The organism is Serratia sp. 4542 (genome assembly GCF_016805595.1).
Taxonomy (GTDB): domain Bacteria; phylum Pseudomonadota; class Gammaproteobacteria; order Enterobacterales; family Enterobacteriaceae; genus Serratia; species Serratia nevei.
This window is the reverse complement of record NZ_RXKV01000010.1, coordinates 724226-742135: the sequence shown is the minus strand read 5'-3', so window position 1 is coordinate 742135 and position 17910 is coordinate 724226. Positions and strand designations below refer to the sequence as shown.

Annotated in this window: 16 protein-coding genes; 12 read left to right on the top strand and 4 right to left on the bottom strand. The window is 60.6% G+C overall.

The genetic code is table 11. The features are described from left to right. Positions 1 to 509: 509 nt before the first annotated feature. From ydgH to EKL15_RS15765, 4 genes are all read left to right on the top strand, one after another. Positions 510 to 1460 (top strand): DUF1471 family protein YdgH, encoded by a 951-nt coding sequence (gene ydgH / locus EKL15_RS15780; RefSeq protein WP_049198294.1) that lies wholly within the window; start codon positions 510 to 512, stop codon positions 1458 to 1460. Positions 1461 to 1704: 244 nt separating this feature from the next. Continuing rightward, on the top strand, positions 1705 to 3096 hold the full coding sequence (locus tag EKL15_RS15775; protein WP_047730635.1) for an amino acid permease: 1392 nt from the start codon (positions 1705 to 1707) through the stop codon (positions 3094 to 3096). Positions 3097 to 3319: 223 nt separating this feature from the next. Next, positions 3320 to 3805, top strand: coding sequence for a hypothetical protein (locus tag EKL15_RS15770; RefSeq protein ID WP_060439851.1), 486 nt, complete (start codon positions 3320 to 3322; stop codon positions 3803 to 3805). A 33-nt stretch (positions 3806 to 3838) separates the two neighbouring features. Next, positions 3839 to 4234, top strand: a complete 396-nt coding sequence (locus tag EKL15_RS15765; RefSeq protein WP_060418640.1) for a pyridoxamine 5'-phosphate oxidase family protein — start codon at positions 3839 to 3841, stop codon at positions 4232 to 4234. A 101-nt stretch (positions 4235 to 4335) separates the two neighbouring features. Here the strand turns inward: EKL15_RS15765 and EKL15_RS15760 are convergent, their stop codons facing one another. Continuing rightward, on the bottom strand, positions 4336 to 4746 hold the full coding sequence (locus tag EKL15_RS15760; RefSeq protein ID WP_038880297.1) for a hypothetical protein: 411 nt from the start codon (positions 4744 to 4746) through the stop codon (positions 4336 to 4338). A 184-nt stretch (positions 4747 to 4930) separates the two neighbouring features. Here EKL15_RS15760 and folM point away from each other — a divergent pair, with 184 nt between their 5' ends. The 4 genes from folM to EKL15_RS15740 all read left to right on the top strand — a co-directional run bounded on the left by folM (position 4931) and on the right by EKL15_RS15740 (position 9289). Continuing rightward, positions 4931 to 5653: a dihydromonapterin reductase gene (folM, locus tag EKL15_RS15755; RefSeq protein WP_060418637.1), complete on the top strand. Its 723-nt coding sequence runs from the start codon at positions 4931 to 4933 to the stop codon at positions 5651 to 5653. A 75-nt stretch (positions 5654 to 5728) separates the two neighbouring features. Continuing rightward, on the top strand, positions 5729 to 6454 hold the full coding sequence (gene rstA, locus EKL15_RS15750; protein WP_049198289.1) for a two-component system response regulator RstA: 726 nt from the start codon (positions 5729 to 5731) through the stop codon (positions 6452 to 6454). Next, entirely contained in the window at positions 6451 to 7755 is a 1305-nt protein-coding gene (gene rstB / locus EKL15_RS15745; RefSeq protein WP_049198288.1) for a two-component system sensor histidine kinase RstB, read from the top strand. The genes rstA and rstB overlap by 4 nt, the downstream gene beginning before the upstream one ends. A 34-nt stretch (positions 7756 to 7789) precedes the next feature. Continuing rightward, positions 7790 to 9289, top strand: coding sequence for a carboxypeptidase M32 (locus EKL15_RS15740; RefSeq protein WP_060418634.1), 1500 nt, complete (start codon positions 7790 to 7792; stop codon positions 9287 to 9289). Positions 9290 to 9456: 167 nt separating this feature from the next. Here EKL15_RS15740 and EKL15_RS15735 read toward each other — a convergent pair whose 3' ends face one another. After that, positions 9457 to 10362: an alpha/beta fold hydrolase gene (locus EKL15_RS15735; RefSeq protein WP_087762739.1), complete on the bottom strand. Its 906-nt coding sequence runs from the start codon at positions 10360 to 10362 to the stop codon at positions 9457 to 9459. A 185-nt stretch (positions 10363 to 10547) separates the two neighbouring features. On the opposite strand from EKL15_RS15735, the gene asr reads away from it, so the two are divergent. The 3 genes from asr to EKL15_RS15725 all read left to right on the top strand — a co-directional run bounded on the left by asr (position 10548) and on the right by EKL15_RS15725 (position 11930). Then, complete coding sequence (gene asr / locus EKL15_RS15730) at positions 10548 to 10823, top strand: acid resistance repetitive basic protein Asr (RefSeq protein ID WP_025302975.1); 276 nt, start codon at positions 10548 to 10550, stop codon at positions 10821 to 10823. 35 nt (positions 10824 to 10858) lie between these two features. After that, on the top strand, positions 10859 to 10990 hold the full coding sequence (locus EKL15_RS24770) for a hypothetical protein (protein ID WP_016927581.1): 132 nt from the start codon (positions 10859 to 10861) through the stop codon (positions 10988 to 10990). Between the two features lie 127 nt (positions 10991 to 11117). Then, the gene (locus EKL15_RS15725; RefSeq protein ID WP_049198285.1) at positions 11118 to 11930 is read left to right on the top strand and encodes a serine protease; all 813 of its coding nucleotides are present in this window, start codon (positions 11118 to 11120) and stop codon (positions 11928 to 11930) included. A 38-nt stretch (positions 11931 to 11968) separates the two neighbouring features. On the opposite strand, the gene EKL15_RS15720 is transcribed toward EKL15_RS15725, so the two are convergent. Further along, complete coding sequence (locus EKL15_RS15720) at positions 11969 to 12745, bottom strand: helix-turn-helix domain-containing protein (protein ID WP_087762738.1); 777 nt, start codon at positions 12743 to 12745, stop codon at positions 11969 to 11971. A 101-nt stretch (positions 12746 to 12846) separates the two neighbouring features. Between EKL15_RS15720 and EKL15_RS15715 the strand changes: the two genes are divergently transcribed. Further along, on the top strand, positions 12847 to 14004 hold the full coding sequence (locus EKL15_RS15715) for an MFS transporter (RefSeq protein ID WP_100395855.1): 1158 nt from the start codon (positions 12847 to 12849) through the stop codon (positions 14002 to 14004). On the opposite strand, the gene hrpA is transcribed toward EKL15_RS15715, so the two are convergent. Then, positions 13982 to 17869, bottom strand: a complete 3888-nt coding sequence (gene hrpA, locus EKL15_RS15710) for an ATP-dependent RNA helicase HrpA (RefSeq protein ID WP_100395722.1) — start codon at positions 17867 to 17869, stop codon at positions 13982 to 13984. The two genes, EKL15_RS15715 and hrpA, sit on opposite strands and share 23 nt — an antisense overlap. Positions 17870 to 17910 lie beyond the last annotated feature (41 nt).

Genomic DNA, 17910 nt, shown 5'->3' with positions numbered 1-17910 from the left:
ATGTTTATTATTTTCCTGCCCATAGCATGACGCCAGCGGCGAGCGAGGCGTTAACTTGCCCGCACTGATTTCAGACGCCAACTATAACCTACTGAAAATAAGGTCGATGATCCATAATTGCTTACGCATTCAGCTCTGTTTTTACATAAAAACGCCGCGCGTGATATGACAAATCGCAATTTACCGTGAAAAAACCCATACAGAACAGCGCATTCTGCGTGACAAGAGGTTTACGCTCGGCGTAACGATTTATGGCCATGCGCGGCGAAAAAGCATAAAAGTTATCATTTTGTGAATAATTAACATTAATGACACCAGAGCCTTTATTATGGAAACTTATGACGATGGCGCCATCCGTGCGGCCCGCGTCAACGTCGGCGATTTGTCGCACGGGATAACATAAAATGCTGAGACAGTTTTCAGAATTACATGTAATAATCGACGGCTGAATTACACTTAAACAGTTCAGTACGTTATAAACGTTAATGCGCTAGGCGAAAGGATTTTTTATGAAGCTGAAGACCACGATCATCGCGTCAGCCTTGTTATCACTCACCGCGCTGTCTGCTCATGCGGCGCAAGAGTTAACTCCTGAGAAAGCAGCGGCGCTGAAGCCGTTTGATCGCATCACGATTACCGGCCGCTTCAATGCCATCAATGAAGCCGTCGACGCCGTATCCCGCCGTGCAGACAAACTGGGTGCAGATTCCTTCTATATCCAGGACAGCAACAACAGCAACAACGGCGGCAACTGGCGCGTCACCGCAGACCTTTATCATAAAGATGCGCCAGAAGTGAGCAAAACACCAAAATACCGCGTATTTAACGGCGTGAACGAACTGCCTAAAGATGAAGCCTATCTGCTGGAGCCTTACGATACCGTGAGCGTCAGCGGTTTCTACCGCAGCCAGCCGGACATCAACGACGCCATCTCCAAAGAAGCGAAGAAAAAAGGCGCTGCATCCTTCTTCATCGTGCGCCAGGTTGACGCCAACTCCGGCGGTAACCAGTTCGTCACCGCCTACATCTATAAGGCCGATGCGCCAAAACGCCGCGTGCAGAGCCCGGACGCCATTCCGGCCGATTCTGACGCCGGCCGCGCCGCGCTGGCCGCCGGTGGCGCCGCTGCCGCGAAAGTCGAAATTCCTGGCGTCGCGTCTTCCGGTTCGCCAAGCCGCGACGTGGGCCGTTTCTTCGAAACCCAGTCCTCTACCGGCCAGCGCTATACCGTCACGCTGCCTAACGGCACCAAGATCCAGGAAGTGAACAACGTGACCGCCGCGCAGATGGTGCCGTTCGATTCCGTCACCTTCACCGGCCACTTCAACAGCATGACCGATGTCTCCACCGAAGTGGCGAAACGCGCGGCCGAGAAAGGCGCCAAGTACTACCACGTCACCCGTCAGTGGCAGAACAAGAGCGGCGGCAACCTGACCGTCAGCGCCGATCTGTTCAAATAAAACCCGGTTTTCGGTTTACCATCGGGCAGCCCTTGAGCTGCCCGTTTTTATTGCCGCTTTTTTCATCGCACGTTGAATAGTTTTTTGTAAATTCCGCATATTCAATCATTGCATCTCTAATCATCCCTCCGTAAAATTTGCGCCAATTTTTAGGGCTATTGTCTATTCGCGCAGTGGTTGTTAATACATTGTTGCCGCCAAGCAGTTCCCTTCCAGTTGTTTATTCTGCGTTCAGGATCCGTCATTGGAAAAAAAACTCGGTCTTACCGCGCTAACCGCTTTGGTGCTCAGCTCGATGCTGGGCGCCGGCGTGTTCAGTCTGCCGCAAAACATGGCGCAGGTCGCCAGCCCCGCCGCGCTGCTGCTGGGCTGGGGGATCACCGGCGTCGGCATTCTGTTTTTGGCCTTCGCCATGCTGCTGCTTACGCGTTTGCGTCCGGATCTGGACGGCGGCATCTTCACCTACGCCAAGGAAGGGTTCGGCGAGCTGGTGGGCTTCTGCTCCGCCTGGGGTTACTGGCTGTGCGCCGTGATCGCCAACGTCTCGTATCTGGTGATCGTGTTCGCGGCGCTGAGTATCTTCACCGATCGCGGCGGCAGCGTCATTCTCGGTGACGGCAATACCTGGCAGGCGCTGATCGCCGAATCCGCCCTGCTGTGGATCGTGCATGCGCTGGTGCTGCGCGGCGTGCAAACCGCGGCCAGCATCAATCTGGCGGCCACCCTGGCCAAGCTGCTGCCGCTGGGGATGTTCGCCGTTCTGGCGGCGATCGCCTTTAAAATGGACGTGTTCACGCTGGATTTCAAAGGCATCGCCCTCGGCAAGCCGGTGTGGGAACAGGTCAAGGACACCATGCTGATCACTCTGTGGGTGTTTATCGGCGTGGAAGGCGCCGTGGTGGTTTCCGCCCGCGCCCGCAATAAGAAAGACGTGGGCCGCGCCACCATGCTGGCGGTGCTGTCGGCGCTGGCGGTGTATCTGATGGTCACGTTGCTGTCGCTGGGCGTGGTGCCGCGCAGCGAACTGGCCGAAATGCGCAACCCGTCGATGGCGGTGCTGATGGTGGAACTGATCGGCCCGTGGGGAGACGTGCTTATCGCCGCCGGCCTGATCATTTCCGTGTGCGGCGCCTACCTGAGCTGGACCATCATGGCGGCCGAAGTGCCGCTGCTGGCCGCGCAGCATGGCGCGTTTCCGCGCGTGTTCGGCAAACAGAACCGCCATCACGCCCCGTCCTCTTCGCTGTGGCTGACCAACATTGCAGTGCAGCTGGCGCTGGTGCTGATCTGGCTGACCGGCAGCAACTACAACTCGCTGTTGACCATTGCTTCAGAAATGATCCTGGTGCCTTACTTCCTGGTCGGCGCGTTTCTGTTCAAGGTGGCTTACCGCCGCCGCGACAAGCGCCTGATCTTCGCCGCGACCGGCGCCTGCGTCTATGGCCTGTGGCTGCTGTACGCGTCCGGGCTGATGCACCTGCTGATGTCGGTGCTGCTGTATGCGCCAGGGCTGTTGGTGTTCATGTATGCCCGCCGCGGCCACCGGGATATCAATCTGCTGAATCGCCTGGAAAAGAGCAGCATCTTCTTGCTGCTGGTGGCCACGCTGCCTGCCGGCTGGTTTATGTTGCACTAACATCGTCTGCCAATGCGGCTGCCCTGCAGCCGCATTTCGTTTCGCCGCTTCCCTCTTTTTTACCTCTCTCCCCGTTGTTGATCGGTCAATTGCCACGCTTGCGATCTTAAATGCAATTAATTATCATTATCATTTATAGCATCACCGGCAGGACACAGGTGAGGCCCCCGATGGCAAACATCAGGAGGTCTTGTTAAGACAGGCTGAAAATGGAAGGCATTTCATGGCTGAAAAACTGCTGCACGCACTCCCCCTGTTTGCCGCCTGGGAAGCGCTGATCGCCGAAGGCAACACGGCGTTCAATCAGCAACGCGATCGCCTGGCAATGACGCACTATCAACAGGCGCTGGAAGTCGCTCAGGCGATCCTCGCCGAGAAACCCTGGTTAAATGCGGACTATACCGCCAGATTTGAAGCGCTGAATATTTTCGAGTCAGCCCTTGCCGCGCTGATCGTCACGTTCAACAACATGACCCATCTGCGCCTGCGGCAAAAGCCCCTGCGCGGCGTTGAGCCGCACGTGCATCAGGCCCGGCTCGCCATCGAGCAGGTGATGGACGATACCTCGCTGTGCGAACAGATGCAGCAGGTCGCCGAACGGCACCTGCTGCGTTTCCGAATAGAGACGCTGCAGGTGCTGCGCGAACACCGGCTGCCGGAAACCAGCGTCTGCGCACCCACGGTAAACCATTCCGCCACCGTGCATTAACAACGACACCACGACCTGAGGGGTAATCTGCCAATGAATGAATTGAATGACGACATGAAGAAAATGCTGGCCAAACAGCTGCCTGTACAGGCAACCAGCAGCCCGAACGGCGTGCCCGATATCGGCCCCAAACGCTCTTTGCGCCTCTATGATGACCGTACGCTGATTTACAACGAAAATACCGGTGGCCAGACGCTGCAAAATATCAGGGAGGGATCGAAAATGGCCGTCGTGGTCATCGACCGCGAGGCGCTGGACGGTTACCGCTTCGTCGGCACCCCGGAACTGTTCCTGGCGGGCAAGCCGTTTGACGACGCGTTGGCATTTGCAGAAAAGAATGGAATGAAGCCGCCGAAATACGCGGTGCTCATTCATATAGACAGTATTTATACCCTGCGCTCCGGCCCCAATGCCGGGACCCGGCTTTAAAGGCAGGCCGCTACGCAGCGCGGAATTTCACGTTCATGGTTAGGCCATCGCGGTCAGTCAATTGCCTAACCATGAACGGGCGGCCGGGTCGATGCACCCGGTCAGCTTTTAGGGGGAATGGTGACGGTCATGCGCTCACCCACCAGGGCAATCGCGATGCCTTCCGCGCACTCTTTCTGAATGGCCGCCAGCTGTTGAGTCTCCAGCGCATAGGGCAGCTGAATATCAAACACCGTCAGGCCCTGCTGCTGCGCCAGGTCAATCAGGCGCACGATATTGGTTTCATCGCTGACCTGCGTTGACACCACCTGCAGCGCCAGCTCTTTCAACTGCTCTTTGCGCGTTTGTGACGTGGTCACGCGCGATTTCAACACCATGCCGAAGATCGGCATCACACCATAAATAGCATCAACAAAGCGCCAGTGCTTCCTGCACGATGCGGACAGAAAATCCATGTAGTCGAAACAGATTTTCTCACTGCGCGCGATGGATGCAAGGTGATTGCTGTTCATCCCCTCATTCCTCTCATGGCCAGTGTTAACCCGTGGTCTTTCAAGCCGCCGCCGGGCGACAACCTGAAATGCATTGGGGATCTTACATCCAGAAATGGATAATCATGCGAAGCTTTAACGACTTTCCGCCGTATAATGGCATAATTCCCCTATTGTTTGCCAGTCTGTCCAGGAGCTTTAATCAATGGAACACCCCAACTCTGCCCCGGTGCTGATTACCGGCGGCGCGCGGCGCATCGGGCTGGCGCTCGCCAAAGCGTTTCTCGAGCGCGGCGTTCCCGTCATCATCGCCTATCGCAGCGAATATCCGGCGATGGCCGAGTTGAAAACCTTGGGCGCCTGCTGCATTCAGGGCGACTTTTCCACGCACGAAGGCATCTACCTTTTCGCCGACCGGGTGCGGCAGGTGGCGCCTAAACTGCGCGCGGTGATCCACAACGCCAGCGCCTGGCAGGCCGAGTCGCCGGAGGTGCCGCCGGAGCAGGTAATGGCGGCGATGCTGCAGATTCACGTCTATACGCCCTATTTGCTCAATCAGCTGCTCGAATCCTGCCTGACCGGCCAGGGCCAGGCCGGTGCCGACATCATCCATCTGACCGACTACGTGGTGGAAAAAGGCAGCGACAAACACATCGCCTATGCCGCCAGCAAGGCCGCGCTGGACAATATGACCCGTTCATTTGCCCGCAAGCTGGCGCCGGAGGTCAAGGTCAACGCCATCGCGCCGGCGCTGATCATCTTCAATGCGGGCGACGATGAAGCCTATCGCCAGCAGGCGTTGGCGAAGTCGCTGATGAAGGTCGCGCCGGGCGAGAGCGAAGTGGTCAACCTGGTGAACTACCTGCTGGAGAGTCGCTACGTGACCGGCCGCACCCACGGCGTCGACGGCGGGCGGCCGCTACGCTGACGCAAAGATCCGCATGGCGCATCCTCGCGGGCCGCGCTATGCTGAAATCCGCTTTTCTTATTAAAACACGGGCATATGCATAAAATTGTTTTTGTGGAAGACGATCCTGAAGTCGGCAAACTGATCGCCGCCTATCTGGGCAAACACGACATCGAGGTGCTGATCGAGCCGCGCGGCGACAGCGCGCAGGCGCGCATCGAGCGCGAGCAACCCGATTTGGTGCTGCTGGACATCATGCTGCCCGGCAAAGACGGCATGACGCTGTGCCGCGATCTGCGCCCCACCTTCCCCGGCCCGATCGTGCTGCTCACCTCGCTCGACAGCGACATGAACCATATCCTGTCGCTGGAGATGGGCGCCAACGACTATATCCTGAAAACCACGCCGCCGGCGGTGTTGCTGGCGCGCCTGCGTTTGCACCTGCGCCAACACAGCCAGCAGCCGAAAGAAGAGTCGGTTCAGCCGCTCACCCAGCACAACGCGCTGCATTTCGGGCTGTTGTGCATCGATCCGGTCAACCGGCAGGTCACGCTGGGCGAAGAAACCGTCACCCTGTCCACCTCGGATTTCGATTTGCTGTGGGAACTGGCGACCCACGCCGGGCAGATCATGGATCGCGAGGCGCTGCTGCAAAACCTGCGCGGCGTGAGCTATGACGGTATGGACCGCAGCATCGACGTAGCGATCTCCCGCCTGCGCCGCAAGCTGTACGACAATGCGCTGGAGCCTTTCCGTATCAAGACCGTGCGCAATAAAGGTTATCTGTTCGCCCCTAACGCCTGGGCATCGGTGCAACAATGAGAAAACTTTTCGTCCAGTTCTTCCTGTTGCTGTTCGTCTGTTTTCTGGTGATGGCGATGCTGGTCGGCCTGGTGTACAAAGTGACCGCCGAGCGCGCCGGCCGCCAGTCGATGGACGACCTGATGAAAAGTTCGCTGTACCTGATGCGCAGCGAGCTGCGCGAAATCCCGCTGAAGGACTGGAACAAGACCATCGCCACGCTGGATCTCAACCTGTCGTTCAAGCTGCATATCGAGCCGCTCGGCAAACAGGCGCTGAGCGAGGATCTGAAAAAACGGCTGCGGCTGGGGGAAATCATCGCCCTCGACGATCAGTACACCTTTATGCAGCGCATTCCGCGCAGCCACTACGTGTTGGTGGTCGGCCCCATTCCTTATCTGTTCTATCTGCATCAGATGCGCCTGCTGGATCTGGTGTTGCTGGTGTTTATCGGCATGTCGCTGGCGCTGCCGGTGTTTCTGTGGATGCGGCCGCACTGGCAAGACCTGCTCAAGCTGGAAAACGCCGCCCAGCGGCTCGGCGCCGGGCATCTGGATGAACGTACCCACTTCGATCCCACCTCCAGCCTGAGCCGGCTCGGCGTGGCGTTCAACCAGATGGCCGACAACGTCAACACCCTGATCGCCAGCAAGAAACAGCTGATCGACGGCATCGCCCACGAGCTGCGCACGCCGCTGGTGCGCCTGCGTTACCGGCTCGAAATGAGCGATAACCTGTCCGAAAGCGAGCAGCAGGCGCTGAACCGCGATATCGGCCAGCTGGAGTCGCTGATCGACGAGCTGCTGACCTATGCCCGTCTGGACCGTCCGCAGGTTGCGTTAAACATTGAACCCATCGATCTGCCAAAGTGGCTCGAGGACAAGGTCGATGATATCCGTCTTATTCATCAGGAACGCGACATCCAGCTCGATATCCCGCACGTCGGCGACTTCGGCGGCGTCGATCTGCGCCTGATGGAGCGCGTGCTCGACAACCTGGTCAACAACGCGCTGCGCTATTCCGAACAGCGTCTGCGCGTGGGGCTGTGGTTTGACGGCGACCTCGCCTGCTTGCAGGTCGAGGATGACGGGCCGGGCATCCCGCCGGAAGAGCGCGAACGGGTGTTTGAACCTTTCGTCCGTCTCGACCCCAGCCGCGATCGCGCTACCGGCGGCTGCGGGTTGGGGCTGGCCATCGTCCATTCCATCGCCGTCGCCTACCAGGGACAGGTGTTCGTCGAAGGCAGTTCGCTCGGCGGCGCCAGCTTCCGTTTCTGCTGGCCGGTGAAGCCGACATTCAGTTTAAAAGCCGATCTGGCGTAATACCGCCGGACCTTCTCATTGGAGCCGAATAATAATGACATCTGCACATTCCAACACGTCTGCTTACGATCACCTGCGCGCCCTGTTCAGCCGGCTGTCGCGTTTCGGCCACCTGTCCGCCATCGCCGGTTGGGACATGCAAACCATGATGCCGCCTGGCGGCAGCAAGGCGCGCTCCGAAGCGCTGGCCGAACTGAGCGTGCTGCAGCACCAGATTTTAACGGCACAAAGCACCGGCGAGCTGTTGGATCGCGCACAGCAAGAGACGCTGGACGAACTCGATCGCGCCAACCTGCGCGAAATGCGCCGCCAATATGAAGACGCCGTGCTGCTGCCGGCGTCGCTGGTCGAAGCCAAGTCGCTCGCCGGCGCGCGTTGCGAACACGCCTGGCGCGCCCAGCGCCCGGCCAACGATTGGGACGGTTTCGTCGAGAACCTGCGCGAGGTGGTCAAGCTCAGTCGGGAAGAGGCGCAGATCCGCGCACAAGCGGCCGGCACCAGCCGTTACGACGCCCTGCTCAACCTGTATGAACCGGGTATGCGCAGCAGCGATCTCGACCGCATCTTCGGCGATCTGAAAACCTGGCTGCCGGATCTGCTGCAGCGCGTGGTGGCCAAACAGGCCAATGAGCCTTGCCAGACGCCGCAGGGCCCGTTCAATGTGGACACACAGCGCCAGCTGAGCCTCAGCGTGATGAAACTGCTCGGTTTCAACTTCGACAACGGCCGCGTCGACGTCAGCGCCCACCCGTTCTGCGGCGGCGTGCCGGAAGATGTGCGCATCACCACCCGTTACAACGAGAAAGAGTTTTTGACCGCGCTGCTCGGCATCGTGCATGAAACCGGTCACGCCCGCTACGAGCAGAACCTGCCGCGCGATCTGCTCGGCCAGCCGGTCGCCCTGGCCCGTTCCACCGCTATCCACGAATCGCAGAGCCTGCTGTTCGAAATGCAGCTGGCGCGCGGCAATGAATTCCTGAAAATCTTGCGTCCGCTGGTTACCGCGCAGTTTGGCGAACAGCCGGCGCTGGAAGAAGCCAACTTCATTCGCCTCAACCAGCGCGTTAAACCGGGCCTGATCCGCGTCGACGCCGACGAGGTGAGCTATCCTGCCCACGTCATCCTGCGCTACGAAATTGAAAAAGCGCTGATCGAAGGCGATATCGAAGTGGAAGACATTCCGGCGCTGTGGAATGAGAAGATGCATGCTTACCTCGGCCTCGACACCATCGGCAACTACCGCAACGGCTGCATGCAGGATATTCACTGGACCGACGGCGCTTTCGGCTACTTCCCGACGTACACGCTCGGCGCGATGTACGCCGCGCAGCTGTTCCACAGCGTGCGTCAGGCCCTGCCTTCTCTCGGCGAGGACATCGCCGCCGGCAACCTGCAGCCGCTGTTCCACTGGTTGCAGCACAACATCTGGCGCCACGGCAGCCGTTTCCCGACCGAGACGCTGATCGCCAACGCAACCGGCGAAGCGCTCAACCCACGCTATTTCCGTCAGCATTTGGAAAACCGCTACCTGTAATCTCCGCTGGCGCGGCCCTGCCGCGCCCTTTTCCCGCCTGTATGACCGGATAATGCTTCATAACGCACGTTCTGTGCCGACATCGCCTTGGCCACAGAGTGGCGGGTGGCCTCCCCCCATTTGTATGTTGTAACTAAAATAGCAAAAAACGCCGGCGTTCCGGCCTCTCATCCCAGCGCATGACGGGCGATCATCGCCGCCAGCTGCGGCCTCAACGGGGACGGCAGGTCATGCCCCATGCCCGGCATAATATGTAATCTGGCGTTGGCGACCGCGCGGGCGATCGCCACCCCGCCCGCCTTGCGCACCAGCCGATCGCGATCGCCGTGAATGACCAGCGTCGGCGCGGCAATGCGCCGGCTGTAGCGACGCAGATCGCCGCTGCCGAGCAACGCGGAAAGTTGCCGCTGCATGCCTTCCGGATCCACGCCCCGCTTTAACAGCCGATGCACCAACGCATCCAGCTCCGCCTCCTCCGGTGGGTAAAACCGGGTGCCGAGCGCGCGCAGGAAGGCTTTCATCCCCTCGCGGCGCTGCTGCAGCGTCAGATCGGCCGCAGGCCGGCGCACCAACAGCCACAGCAGCGAAGGTGCCGGCGGCGGCAACAGCGGCTGATTGGTGCTGGAGAACAAAATGCACAACGAGGCGACGCGCTGCGGATAGTCGGCGGCCAGTACCTGCGCGATCATGCCGCCCATCGAGGCGCCCAAGACGTGGGCCTGTGGGATACGCAGGTGATCGAGCAGATGCGTCGCGTCCGCCGCCATGTCCGCCAGGGTATAAGGCACCGGCGTTTGCCAACCGAGCTGGGCGCGCAGCATCAGCAGCCACAACGGCTGCGTGCGTTGCGCCTGCGTTTTGCCGGAAAGGCCAACGTCGCGGTTGTCATAACGGATCACCCGAAATCCCTTGGCCACCAGGGCACGGCAGAAATCGTCAGGCCACAGCAGCAGCTGTGCGCCGATGCCCATGATGAGCAGCAGCGGCGGGTGCGCCTCATCGCCCCAGTCCTCATAGGCCAGCGGCACCTCGCCCTGTTCAGTCACGCCACAGCGAATCGTTATCTCTTTCATTTTAAATCCCTTTTATCGCGCCTGGCGGTCATTATAGCAGCAATCCCCCTTGCCGCCGCCGCCCTGTACATTAGGTTACAAGCCGAAACCAATCACTCACGGAAAGCCGGGCGCCGTTTGCCTACTATCATCTCAACGGCCCCGCAGTGGGGTTGATACCCAAAAGTCATGTTGAGGATTCTGCGATGAAAAAAGTATTAGCTCTGGTTGTTGCCGCTGCAATGGGTCTGTCTTCCGTGGCTTTCGCTGCCGAGGCTGCCACCACCGCACCTGCGGCTACCGCAACCACCGCCACCGCTGCGCCGGCTAAAGCTCAGGTGAAACACCACGGCAAGAAAGCCCCGGTTCAGAAAGCTCAGGCGGCCAAAAAGCATCACAAAAAAGCCGGTAAGAAAGCCCCGGCCCAAAAAGCCCAGGCTGCTAAAAAGCACCACAAGAAAGCCAGCCACAAAAAAGCGTAATGACGTGAGGGTCCCCTCACCGCTTCAGGCTTGACATGTACGACACCCGGTTCGCCGGGTGTTTTTTCATCGGGGGGTTCTCATTGATGCTGCGCCGCTACCTGTTCGAGATCGTTCTGACCGCCCTGATCCTTTGTGGACTGATCGCCGTCTTTTTTTACCTGTAGCCTGCCGCGTCGCCGGCGGGAAATTATTGAAAAATCAATTATTGCCCATCCACATGGCTGCTAAATCAGTCTATAGTTAGCATTCAGTGTGTTTATGGATGATCCGTATTTGTCAGGCAAGAGATCTATGCGCATATCCGTTTTACTGTTGCTGTGCTCACTCCCGCTCATCGCTGCTCAGGCGGCACGCGCCGACGGCCCGTCCAAGGCCGAGCAAACGCGTCTGTTTTTCGGCAAAGATGAACGAATCAAGGTCACGGATACCGCCGCCCAGCCGTGGCAGGCCATCGGCCAGGTCGAAACCGCCAGCGGTAATCTGTGCACCGCCACGCTGATCTCCCCGCACCTGGCGTTGACCGCCGGCCACTGCGTACTGGCACCGCCCGGACAACTGGATAAAGCCATCGCGCTGCGCTTCGTGGCAGGTGATAAATCCTGGCAGTATCAAACCGGCAATATCGAGACCCTGGTCGACAGCAAGCTGGGCAAAAAGCTGAAGCCGGACGGTGATGGCTGGATCGTGCCGCCCGCCGCTGCCGCCTATGACTTTGCGCTGATCCGTCTGAAAGACAAAAAGCCGCTGCCGATCGCACCGTTGCCGCTGTGGCAAGGCGACAGCAAGGCGCTGACCCAGGCCCTGAAACAGGCCAAACGGCTGATTACTCAGGCGGGTTACCCGGAAGATCATCTGGATGACCTTTACAGCCACCAAAACTGCAAGGTGACCGGCTGGGCCCAGCAAGGCGTACTGTCGCATCAATGTGATACCCTGCCCGGCGACAGCGGTTCACCGCTGCTGTTGAAAACCGCCGACGGCTGGCAGCTGATCGCCATCCAAAGTTCGGCGCCGGCGGCGAAAGATCGCTATCGCGCCGATAACCGCGCCCTGGCGGTGCCCGGCATCCGCGAAGCGCTGGACGCCCTGGCCGCAGGCAAATAATCCTCTCTCAGCGGCGCATTATGCGCCGTTGTGCTTTTTCAGCCCCCCTGCATATAGCGCCGCGGCGTGGTGCCGGTGAACTGACGGAAAAAGGCGATAAACGCGCTGTCGCTGGAAAACCCCAACCGCTGCGCCACCGCGCTGACCGACGGCAACGTCGCCAGCAGTTCGATCGCGCGCATCAACCGCCACTGCTGGCACCACTGCTGATAGCTCAGGCCGGTTTCCCGCACAAACAGCCGCGTCAACGTTTTGGCGTGCAGATTCAAGCGCTGCGCCAACGCCGCCAACCCCGGCAACTCGTCACTCTCCGGCAGCGTGGCCAGCCAGGCGGCAAGACGCCTATCCTGCGGCAGCCGCAGCTGGGTATTCTCGCGCTGCGCCTCGCTCAGCTCATTGATCAGCACCGCCAGCAAATCGCGCGCCTGGGGCTGCGCCAACGCAGAGTCCAGCGGCCAGTGCGCGATGCGCTCGACGATCGCCGCCAACAGCGGGTTCACCGCCAGCACCGCAGCCTGTGGCGGCATTGCGGTGGTCAGCGCCGGATCGAAATACAGCGAGCGATACGCGACGCGGCCGCGCAGCTGCACCCGATGCGCAATGCCGCCCGGTATCCAGACGCCGCGCGTCGGCGGCAGAATCAGCCACTGCTGCGCCAACGTGACCGTCATGCACCCCTGCGGCGCATACAGCAGCTGCGAGCGCTGATGCCAATGCAGCCCGGAGTCGTGCTCCGCCAGTTCGGCCGCAATGCCGAGCACCGGTGCCGGCAGCCGATCCGGGTCGAACGGGTGATGCTGTTGAATCAGCGCCATCAGATTGTCCTATATCCGTTGTTTTTTGTCCTAATGATTGTAATCGAACAAAGCGTCGCTCCCTATACTGGCCGCATTAACTTTTAGGGAGAATGTGCATCATGCAACGCTTATCTTTACCGCTGCTCGTCACCGCCATCATGACGCCGCAGATCCTGGAAACGCTGTACAGCCCGGCGCTTACCGCCATCCGCAGCGATTTCGGCATCAGCGCCGCGCAGGCCGGGCAGACGTTATCCATCTATTTCTTCGCCTTCGCCCTCGGCGTCGCCTTTTGGGGAGCCTTCTGCGATCGGTTCGGCCGCCGTCCGGCGATGCTGGCCGGCCTGGCGCTCTATTTGGTCGGCGCCGGCATCGCGCTGCTGAGCGGCAGCTTCACGCTGTTGCTGGCCGCCCGTGCGCTGATCGCCTTCGGTGCCGCGGTCGGTTCCATCGTCACGCAAACCATGCTGCGTGACGTCTATCAAGGCCCGGCGCTGGGGCGCATGTTCGCGCTGGTCGGCATCGCGCTTTCCATCAGCCCGCTGCTGGGAATGTTCGCCGGCGGCGCGCTGGTCGCCTGGGGCGGCAGCGCGGCGATCTTCATCGCACAGGCGGCCTGGGCGCTGGCGCTGCTGCTGTGGAGCTACGGCACATTGCCGGAAACGCGGCAGCGGCAGACCGCAACGGCCGCCGCACCGGGCATTGCCCTGACGACGATGCTGCGCGATCGGCATATCTGGTGTTCGGCACTGCTGGTCGCCAGCTTCAATATCATGGTGTTCAGCTACTTCAGCCTGGCGCCGTTCATGTTCGAAAGGCTTGGGTTGAGTAGCCAGCAGTTTGGCTACTCGGGCGTGATGCTGGCGCTGGGCAGCCTGGCGGGAGCGCTGTTGAACCGCCACCTGCTGGCGCGCGGCGTCAGCGCCAAGCGTCAGATCCTGCTGGGCGGGTTGCTGGCGATGGCCAGCGGCGTGGCATTGTTCTGGTGGCAACACAGCCTCTGGATGCTGCTTCCCTGCGCGCTGGTGATGCTGGCGTTCGGGTTGGCTATCCCGAATGTGCTGAGCCAGGCGCTGACCCGCTACCGGGAGCAACTCGGCACTGCCGGCGCGTTATTCGGGCTGCTGTACTATCTGCTGATCGGCCTGGGGTTGACGATCGCGGCACGCGGGCAGGATTTGGCCGCCACGCTGCTGCTGTGCGGCCTGTTGAGCCTGTGGTGTGCCGGCCGCTTGCCGGCCGGCGCACCTGAGCTTAGCCCGAAAGCTGCTCGATAGTTTGCAAAATGCGCTTGTCGGAGATCGGGTAAGGCGTACCCAACTGCTGCGCGAACAGGCTGACGCGCAGCTCTTCGATCATCCAACGCACCGCTTTCACCTCTTCCTCCTGCTGTCGCTTCGGCGGCAGCTTGTTCAGCCACTGCTGCCAGGCCTGCTGCACCTGCTCCACCCGCAGCATCTGCGCGCGATCGCGGTGCGGATCGATAGCCAGTTTTTCCAACCGGCGTTCGATCGCCTGCAGGTAACGCAGCGTGTCCGGCAGGCGTTTCCAGCCGTTGCCGGTCACGAAACCGCGGTAGACCAACCCGCCGAGCTGGGTCTTGATGTCCGACAGCGCCAGCGCCAACGACATGTCCACCCGACCTTTCAGCCGTTTGTTGATGTTGAAGACCGCCGTCAAGATCTGCTCAACCTGCTTGGCCACCTCGACGACCGTGTCGTTCAGCTCGGCGCGGATCTGCTCCTGCAGGCGGGCAAAGCCTTCCTCTTGCCAGACCGGGCCGCCGTGTTCGGCGATCAGCTTGTCGATGCCACACGAAATGCAGTCGTCGATCAGCTCCAGCACCTTACCGTACGGGTTGAAATAGAGCCCCAGCTTGGCCTTGTTCGGCAGCTTTTCATGCAGGTATTTGATCGGCGAAGGAATATTCAGCAACAGCAGGCGGCGCGTGCCCTGCCACATCGCCTGTTGCTGCTCGCTTTCGCTGTCGAACAGGCGGATCGCCACGCTGTCCTTTTCATCCACCAGCGCCGGGTAAGCCTTCATCGAATAGCCGCCGCGCTTCTGCTCGTAAAACGCCGGCAGTTGGCCAAAGCTCCAGACATGCAGATTGCTCTGCTCCAGCCCGTCGTCGGCCACCGCCGACAGCGTCTCCTGCACCTTCTCTTTCAGCTGCAGGCGCAACGCGGCCAGGTCTTTGCCTTCGCGCAGCGTCTGGTTTTTCTCGCCCACCACGCGGAAGGTCATCTTCAGGTGATCGGGCACCTGATCCCACTGCCAATCATCACGTGACACGGTCACGCCGGTCATGCGTCGCAGCTCGCGCTCCAGCGCGTCCAGCAGCGGCAATTCCAGCGCAGTGACGCGGCCAAGGAACGCCTCGGCGTAGTTCGGTGCCGGCACGAAGTTGCGGCGCACCGGCTTCGGCAGCGATTTGATCAGCGCAATCACCAGCTCGCGGCGGATGCCGGGGATCTGCCATTCAAAGCCCTGCTCCTCCACCTGGTTGAGGATCGGCAACGGAATGTGCACCGTCACGCCGTCGGCGTCGGTGCCCGGTTCGAACTGGTAGCTCAGCCGCAGCTTGAGGTTGCCCTGATGCCAGAAGTTCGGGTAGTCGAGCGCGCTGATTTTGTTGGCGCCGTCCTTGATCAGCATCTCTTTTTCGAAGTTCAGCAGGTCCGGCTGCTGTTTGGCCGCGCTCTTCCACCAGCTGTCGAAATGACGGCCGGAAACCACGTCGTTGGGGATGCGGCGATCGTAGAAGCCGAACAGCGTTTCGTCGTCCACCAAAATGTCGCGGCGGCGCGATTTATGCTCCAGCTCTTCCACTTCGGCGCGGAGCTTTTGGTTGTCGCGGAAGAAGGCGTGGCGCGTCTGCCAGTCGCCCTCCACCAGCGCATGGCGGATAAACAGCTCGCGGCACAGCAGCGGATCGATGGCGCCGTAATTGACCTGGCGCGCCGCGACGATCGGCAGACCGAACAGCGTGACTTTTTCGCTGGCCATCACCGCCCCCTGCGATTTCGACCAGTGCGGCTCGCTGTAGCTGTGTTTCACCAGGTGCTGAGCCAGCGGCTCGATCCATTCCGGTTCGATGCGCGCGGCGATGCGGCCCCACAGGCGGCTGGTTTCCACCAGTTCGGCCACCATGGTCCACTTCGGCGGCTTCTTGAACAGGCCGGAGCCGGGGAAGATCGAGAAACGGGCGTTGCGCGCGCCGGTAAATTCCTGCTTGTCCGCATCCTTCTGGCCAATGTGCGACAGCAAGCCGGTCAGCAACGCGGTGTGCACGCTGCGGTAGTCGGAAGGCGTGCTGTTGATCGGCAGCCCCAGCTCTTTCACCACCTGGCGTAGCTGGGTATAGATATCCTGCCACTCGCGCACCCGCAGGTAGTTGAGGAAATCGTTGCGGCACAGCCGGCGGAACTGGCTGGAAGAGTTCGCCTTTTGCTGCTCCTGCAGATAATCCCACAGGTTGACGAACGCCAGGAAGTCCGAGTCCTTGTCGGCAAAGCGGCGGTGTTTTTCATCCGAGGCCTGCTGCTTGTCCATCGGGCGCTCACGCGGATCCTGAATCGACAGCGCGGCGGTGATGATCATCACCTCGCGCACGCTGCCGCTCTTCTGCGCTTCCAGCACCATGCGCGCCAGACGCGGGTCGATAGGCAACTGCGCCAGCTGGCGGCCCTGCGGCGTCAGCTGATAGTGGCCGTTATCGGCGGTGGCGATCGCCCCCAGCTCTTCCAGCAGGCGCACGCCATCCTGAATGTTGCGCTTGTCCGGCGCCTCGACGAACGGAAACGCGGCGATGTCGCCCAGCCCCAGCGAGGTCATCTGCAGAATGACCGACGCCAGGTTGGTACGCAGAATTTCCGGATCGGTAAACGCCGGCCGCGAGAGGAAATCCTGCTCGGAGTACAGACGGATGCACACCCCTTCCGATACGCGACCGCAGCGCCCTTTACGCTGGTTGGCGGAGGCCTGCGACACCGGTTCGATCGGCAGGCGCTGCACCTTGGTGCGGAAACTGTAGCGGCTGATGCGCGCGGTGCCCGGATCGATGACGTACTTGATGCCCGGCACCGTCAGCGAGGTTTCCGCCACGTTGGTGGCCAGCACGATGCGCCGGCCGTGGTGCGACTGGAATACCCGGTTCTGCTCGCTGTTCGACAGGCGCGCATACAGCGGCAGCACCTCGGTATGCGGCAGATTGAGGCGGTTCAGGGCGTCGGCGGTATCGCGGATCTCGCGCTCGCCGCTCATGAAGATCAGAATGTCGCCCGGCCCTTCGCGCCCAAGCTCGTCCACCGCATCGAAAATCGCCTGCAGCTGATCGCGATCGGTATCGTCGCCGTCGTCGACCACCGGGCGGTAGCGTACCTCCACCGGGTAGGTGCGGCCGGAAACCTCGATGATCGGCGCATTGTTGAAATGGCGCGAGAAGCGCTGCGGATCGATGGTCGCCGAGGTGATGATCACCTTGAGATCCGGGCGCTTCGGCAGCAGTTCACGCAAGTAGCCGAGAATAAAGTCGATATTGAGGCTGCGTTCGTGCGCTTCATCGATGATCAGCGTGTCGTACTGCATCAGCAGGCGGTCCTGCTGAATTTCCGCCAGCAAGATACCGTCGGTCATCAGCTTGACCAGGGTATTTTCCCCCACCTGATCGTTGAAGCGCACCTTGTAGCCGACGCTGCCGCCGAGCGGGGTTTCCAGCTCGTCGGCGATGCGGTTGGCAACGGTGCGCGCCGCCAGGCGGCGCGGCTGGGTATGGCCGATCAGCCCTTTCACCCCGCGTCCCAGTTCCAGACAGATCTTCGGCAGCTGGGTGGTTTTCCCCGAGCCGGTTTCCCCAGCGACGATCACCACCTGGTGATCGCGAATGGCGTTTAAAATGTCCTGCTTTTTTTGGCTGACCGGCAGGCTTTCCGGATAGGTAATGCGCGGGCAAGACGCGGCGCGCGCCTGCACTTTTTGCCGCGCCGCCGCGATGTCGCTTTCTACTTCGGCGGCAACCGCCAGCTGGGCATCGGGATTTTTGATTTTTCGTGCGCCCTGCAGGCGACGACGCAGGCGTTGTTGATCGCGGAGCATCAGCTCACCCAGTTGGGCCGGCAGTGCCTCGAGCGGAGATTTCACGTTCGGTGTTCCTTGTTTCTTCGCCGCCAAGGCCAGGCTTA

Coding starts and splice junctions, on each gene's coding strand:
- folM (WP_060418637.1), top strand. CDS start 4,931: ATGGAACACCCCAACTCTGCCCCGGTGCTGATTACCGGCGGCGCGCGG.
- EKL15_RS15720 (WP_087762738.1), bottom strand. CDS start 12,745: ATGGCGCTGATTCAACAGCATCACCCGTTCGACCCGGATCGGCTGCCG.
- asr (WP_025302975.1), top strand. CDS start 10,548: ATGAAAAAAGTATTAGCTCTGGTTGTTGCCGCTGCAATGGGTCTGTCT.
- rstA (WP_049198289.1), top strand. CDS start 5,729: ATGCATAAAATTGTTTTTGTGGAAGACGATCCTGAAGTCGGCAAACTG.
- EKL15_RS15770 (WP_060439851.1), top strand. CDS start 3,320: ATGGCTGAAAAACTGCTGCACGCACTCCCCCTGTTTGCCGCCTGGGAA.
- EKL15_RS15715 (WP_100395855.1), top strand. CDS start 12,847: ATGCAACGCTTATCTTTACCGCTGCTCGTCACCGCCATCATGACGCCG.
- ydgH (WP_049198294.1), top strand. CDS start 510: ATGAAGCTGAAGACCACGATCATCGCGTCAGCCTTGTTATCACTCACC.
- EKL15_RS15725 (WP_049198285.1), top strand. CDS start 11,118: ATGCGCATATCCGTTTTACTGTTGCTGTGCTCACTCCCGCTCATCGCT.
- rstB (WP_049198288.1), top strand. CDS start 6,451: ATGAGAAAACTTTTCGTCCAGTTCTTCCTGTTGCTGTTCGTCTGTTTT.
- EKL15_RS15765 (WP_060418640.1), top strand. CDS start 3,839: ATGAATGAATTGAATGACGACATGAAGAAAATGCTGGCCAAACAGCTG.
- EKL15_RS24770 (WP_016927581.1), top strand. CDS start 10,859: ATGTACGACACCCGGTTCGCCGGGTGTTTTTTCATCGGGGGGTTCTCA.
- EKL15_RS15760 (WP_038880297.1), bottom strand. CDS start 4,746: ATGAACAGCAATCACCTTGCATCCATCGCGCGCAGTGAGAAAATCTGT.
- EKL15_RS15740 (WP_060418634.1), top strand. CDS start 7,790: ATGACATCTGCACATTCCAACACGTCTGCTTACGATCACCTGCGCGCC.
- EKL15_RS15735 (WP_087762739.1), bottom strand. CDS start 10,362: ATGAAAGAGATAACGATTCGCTGTGGCGTGACTGAACAGGGCGAGGTG.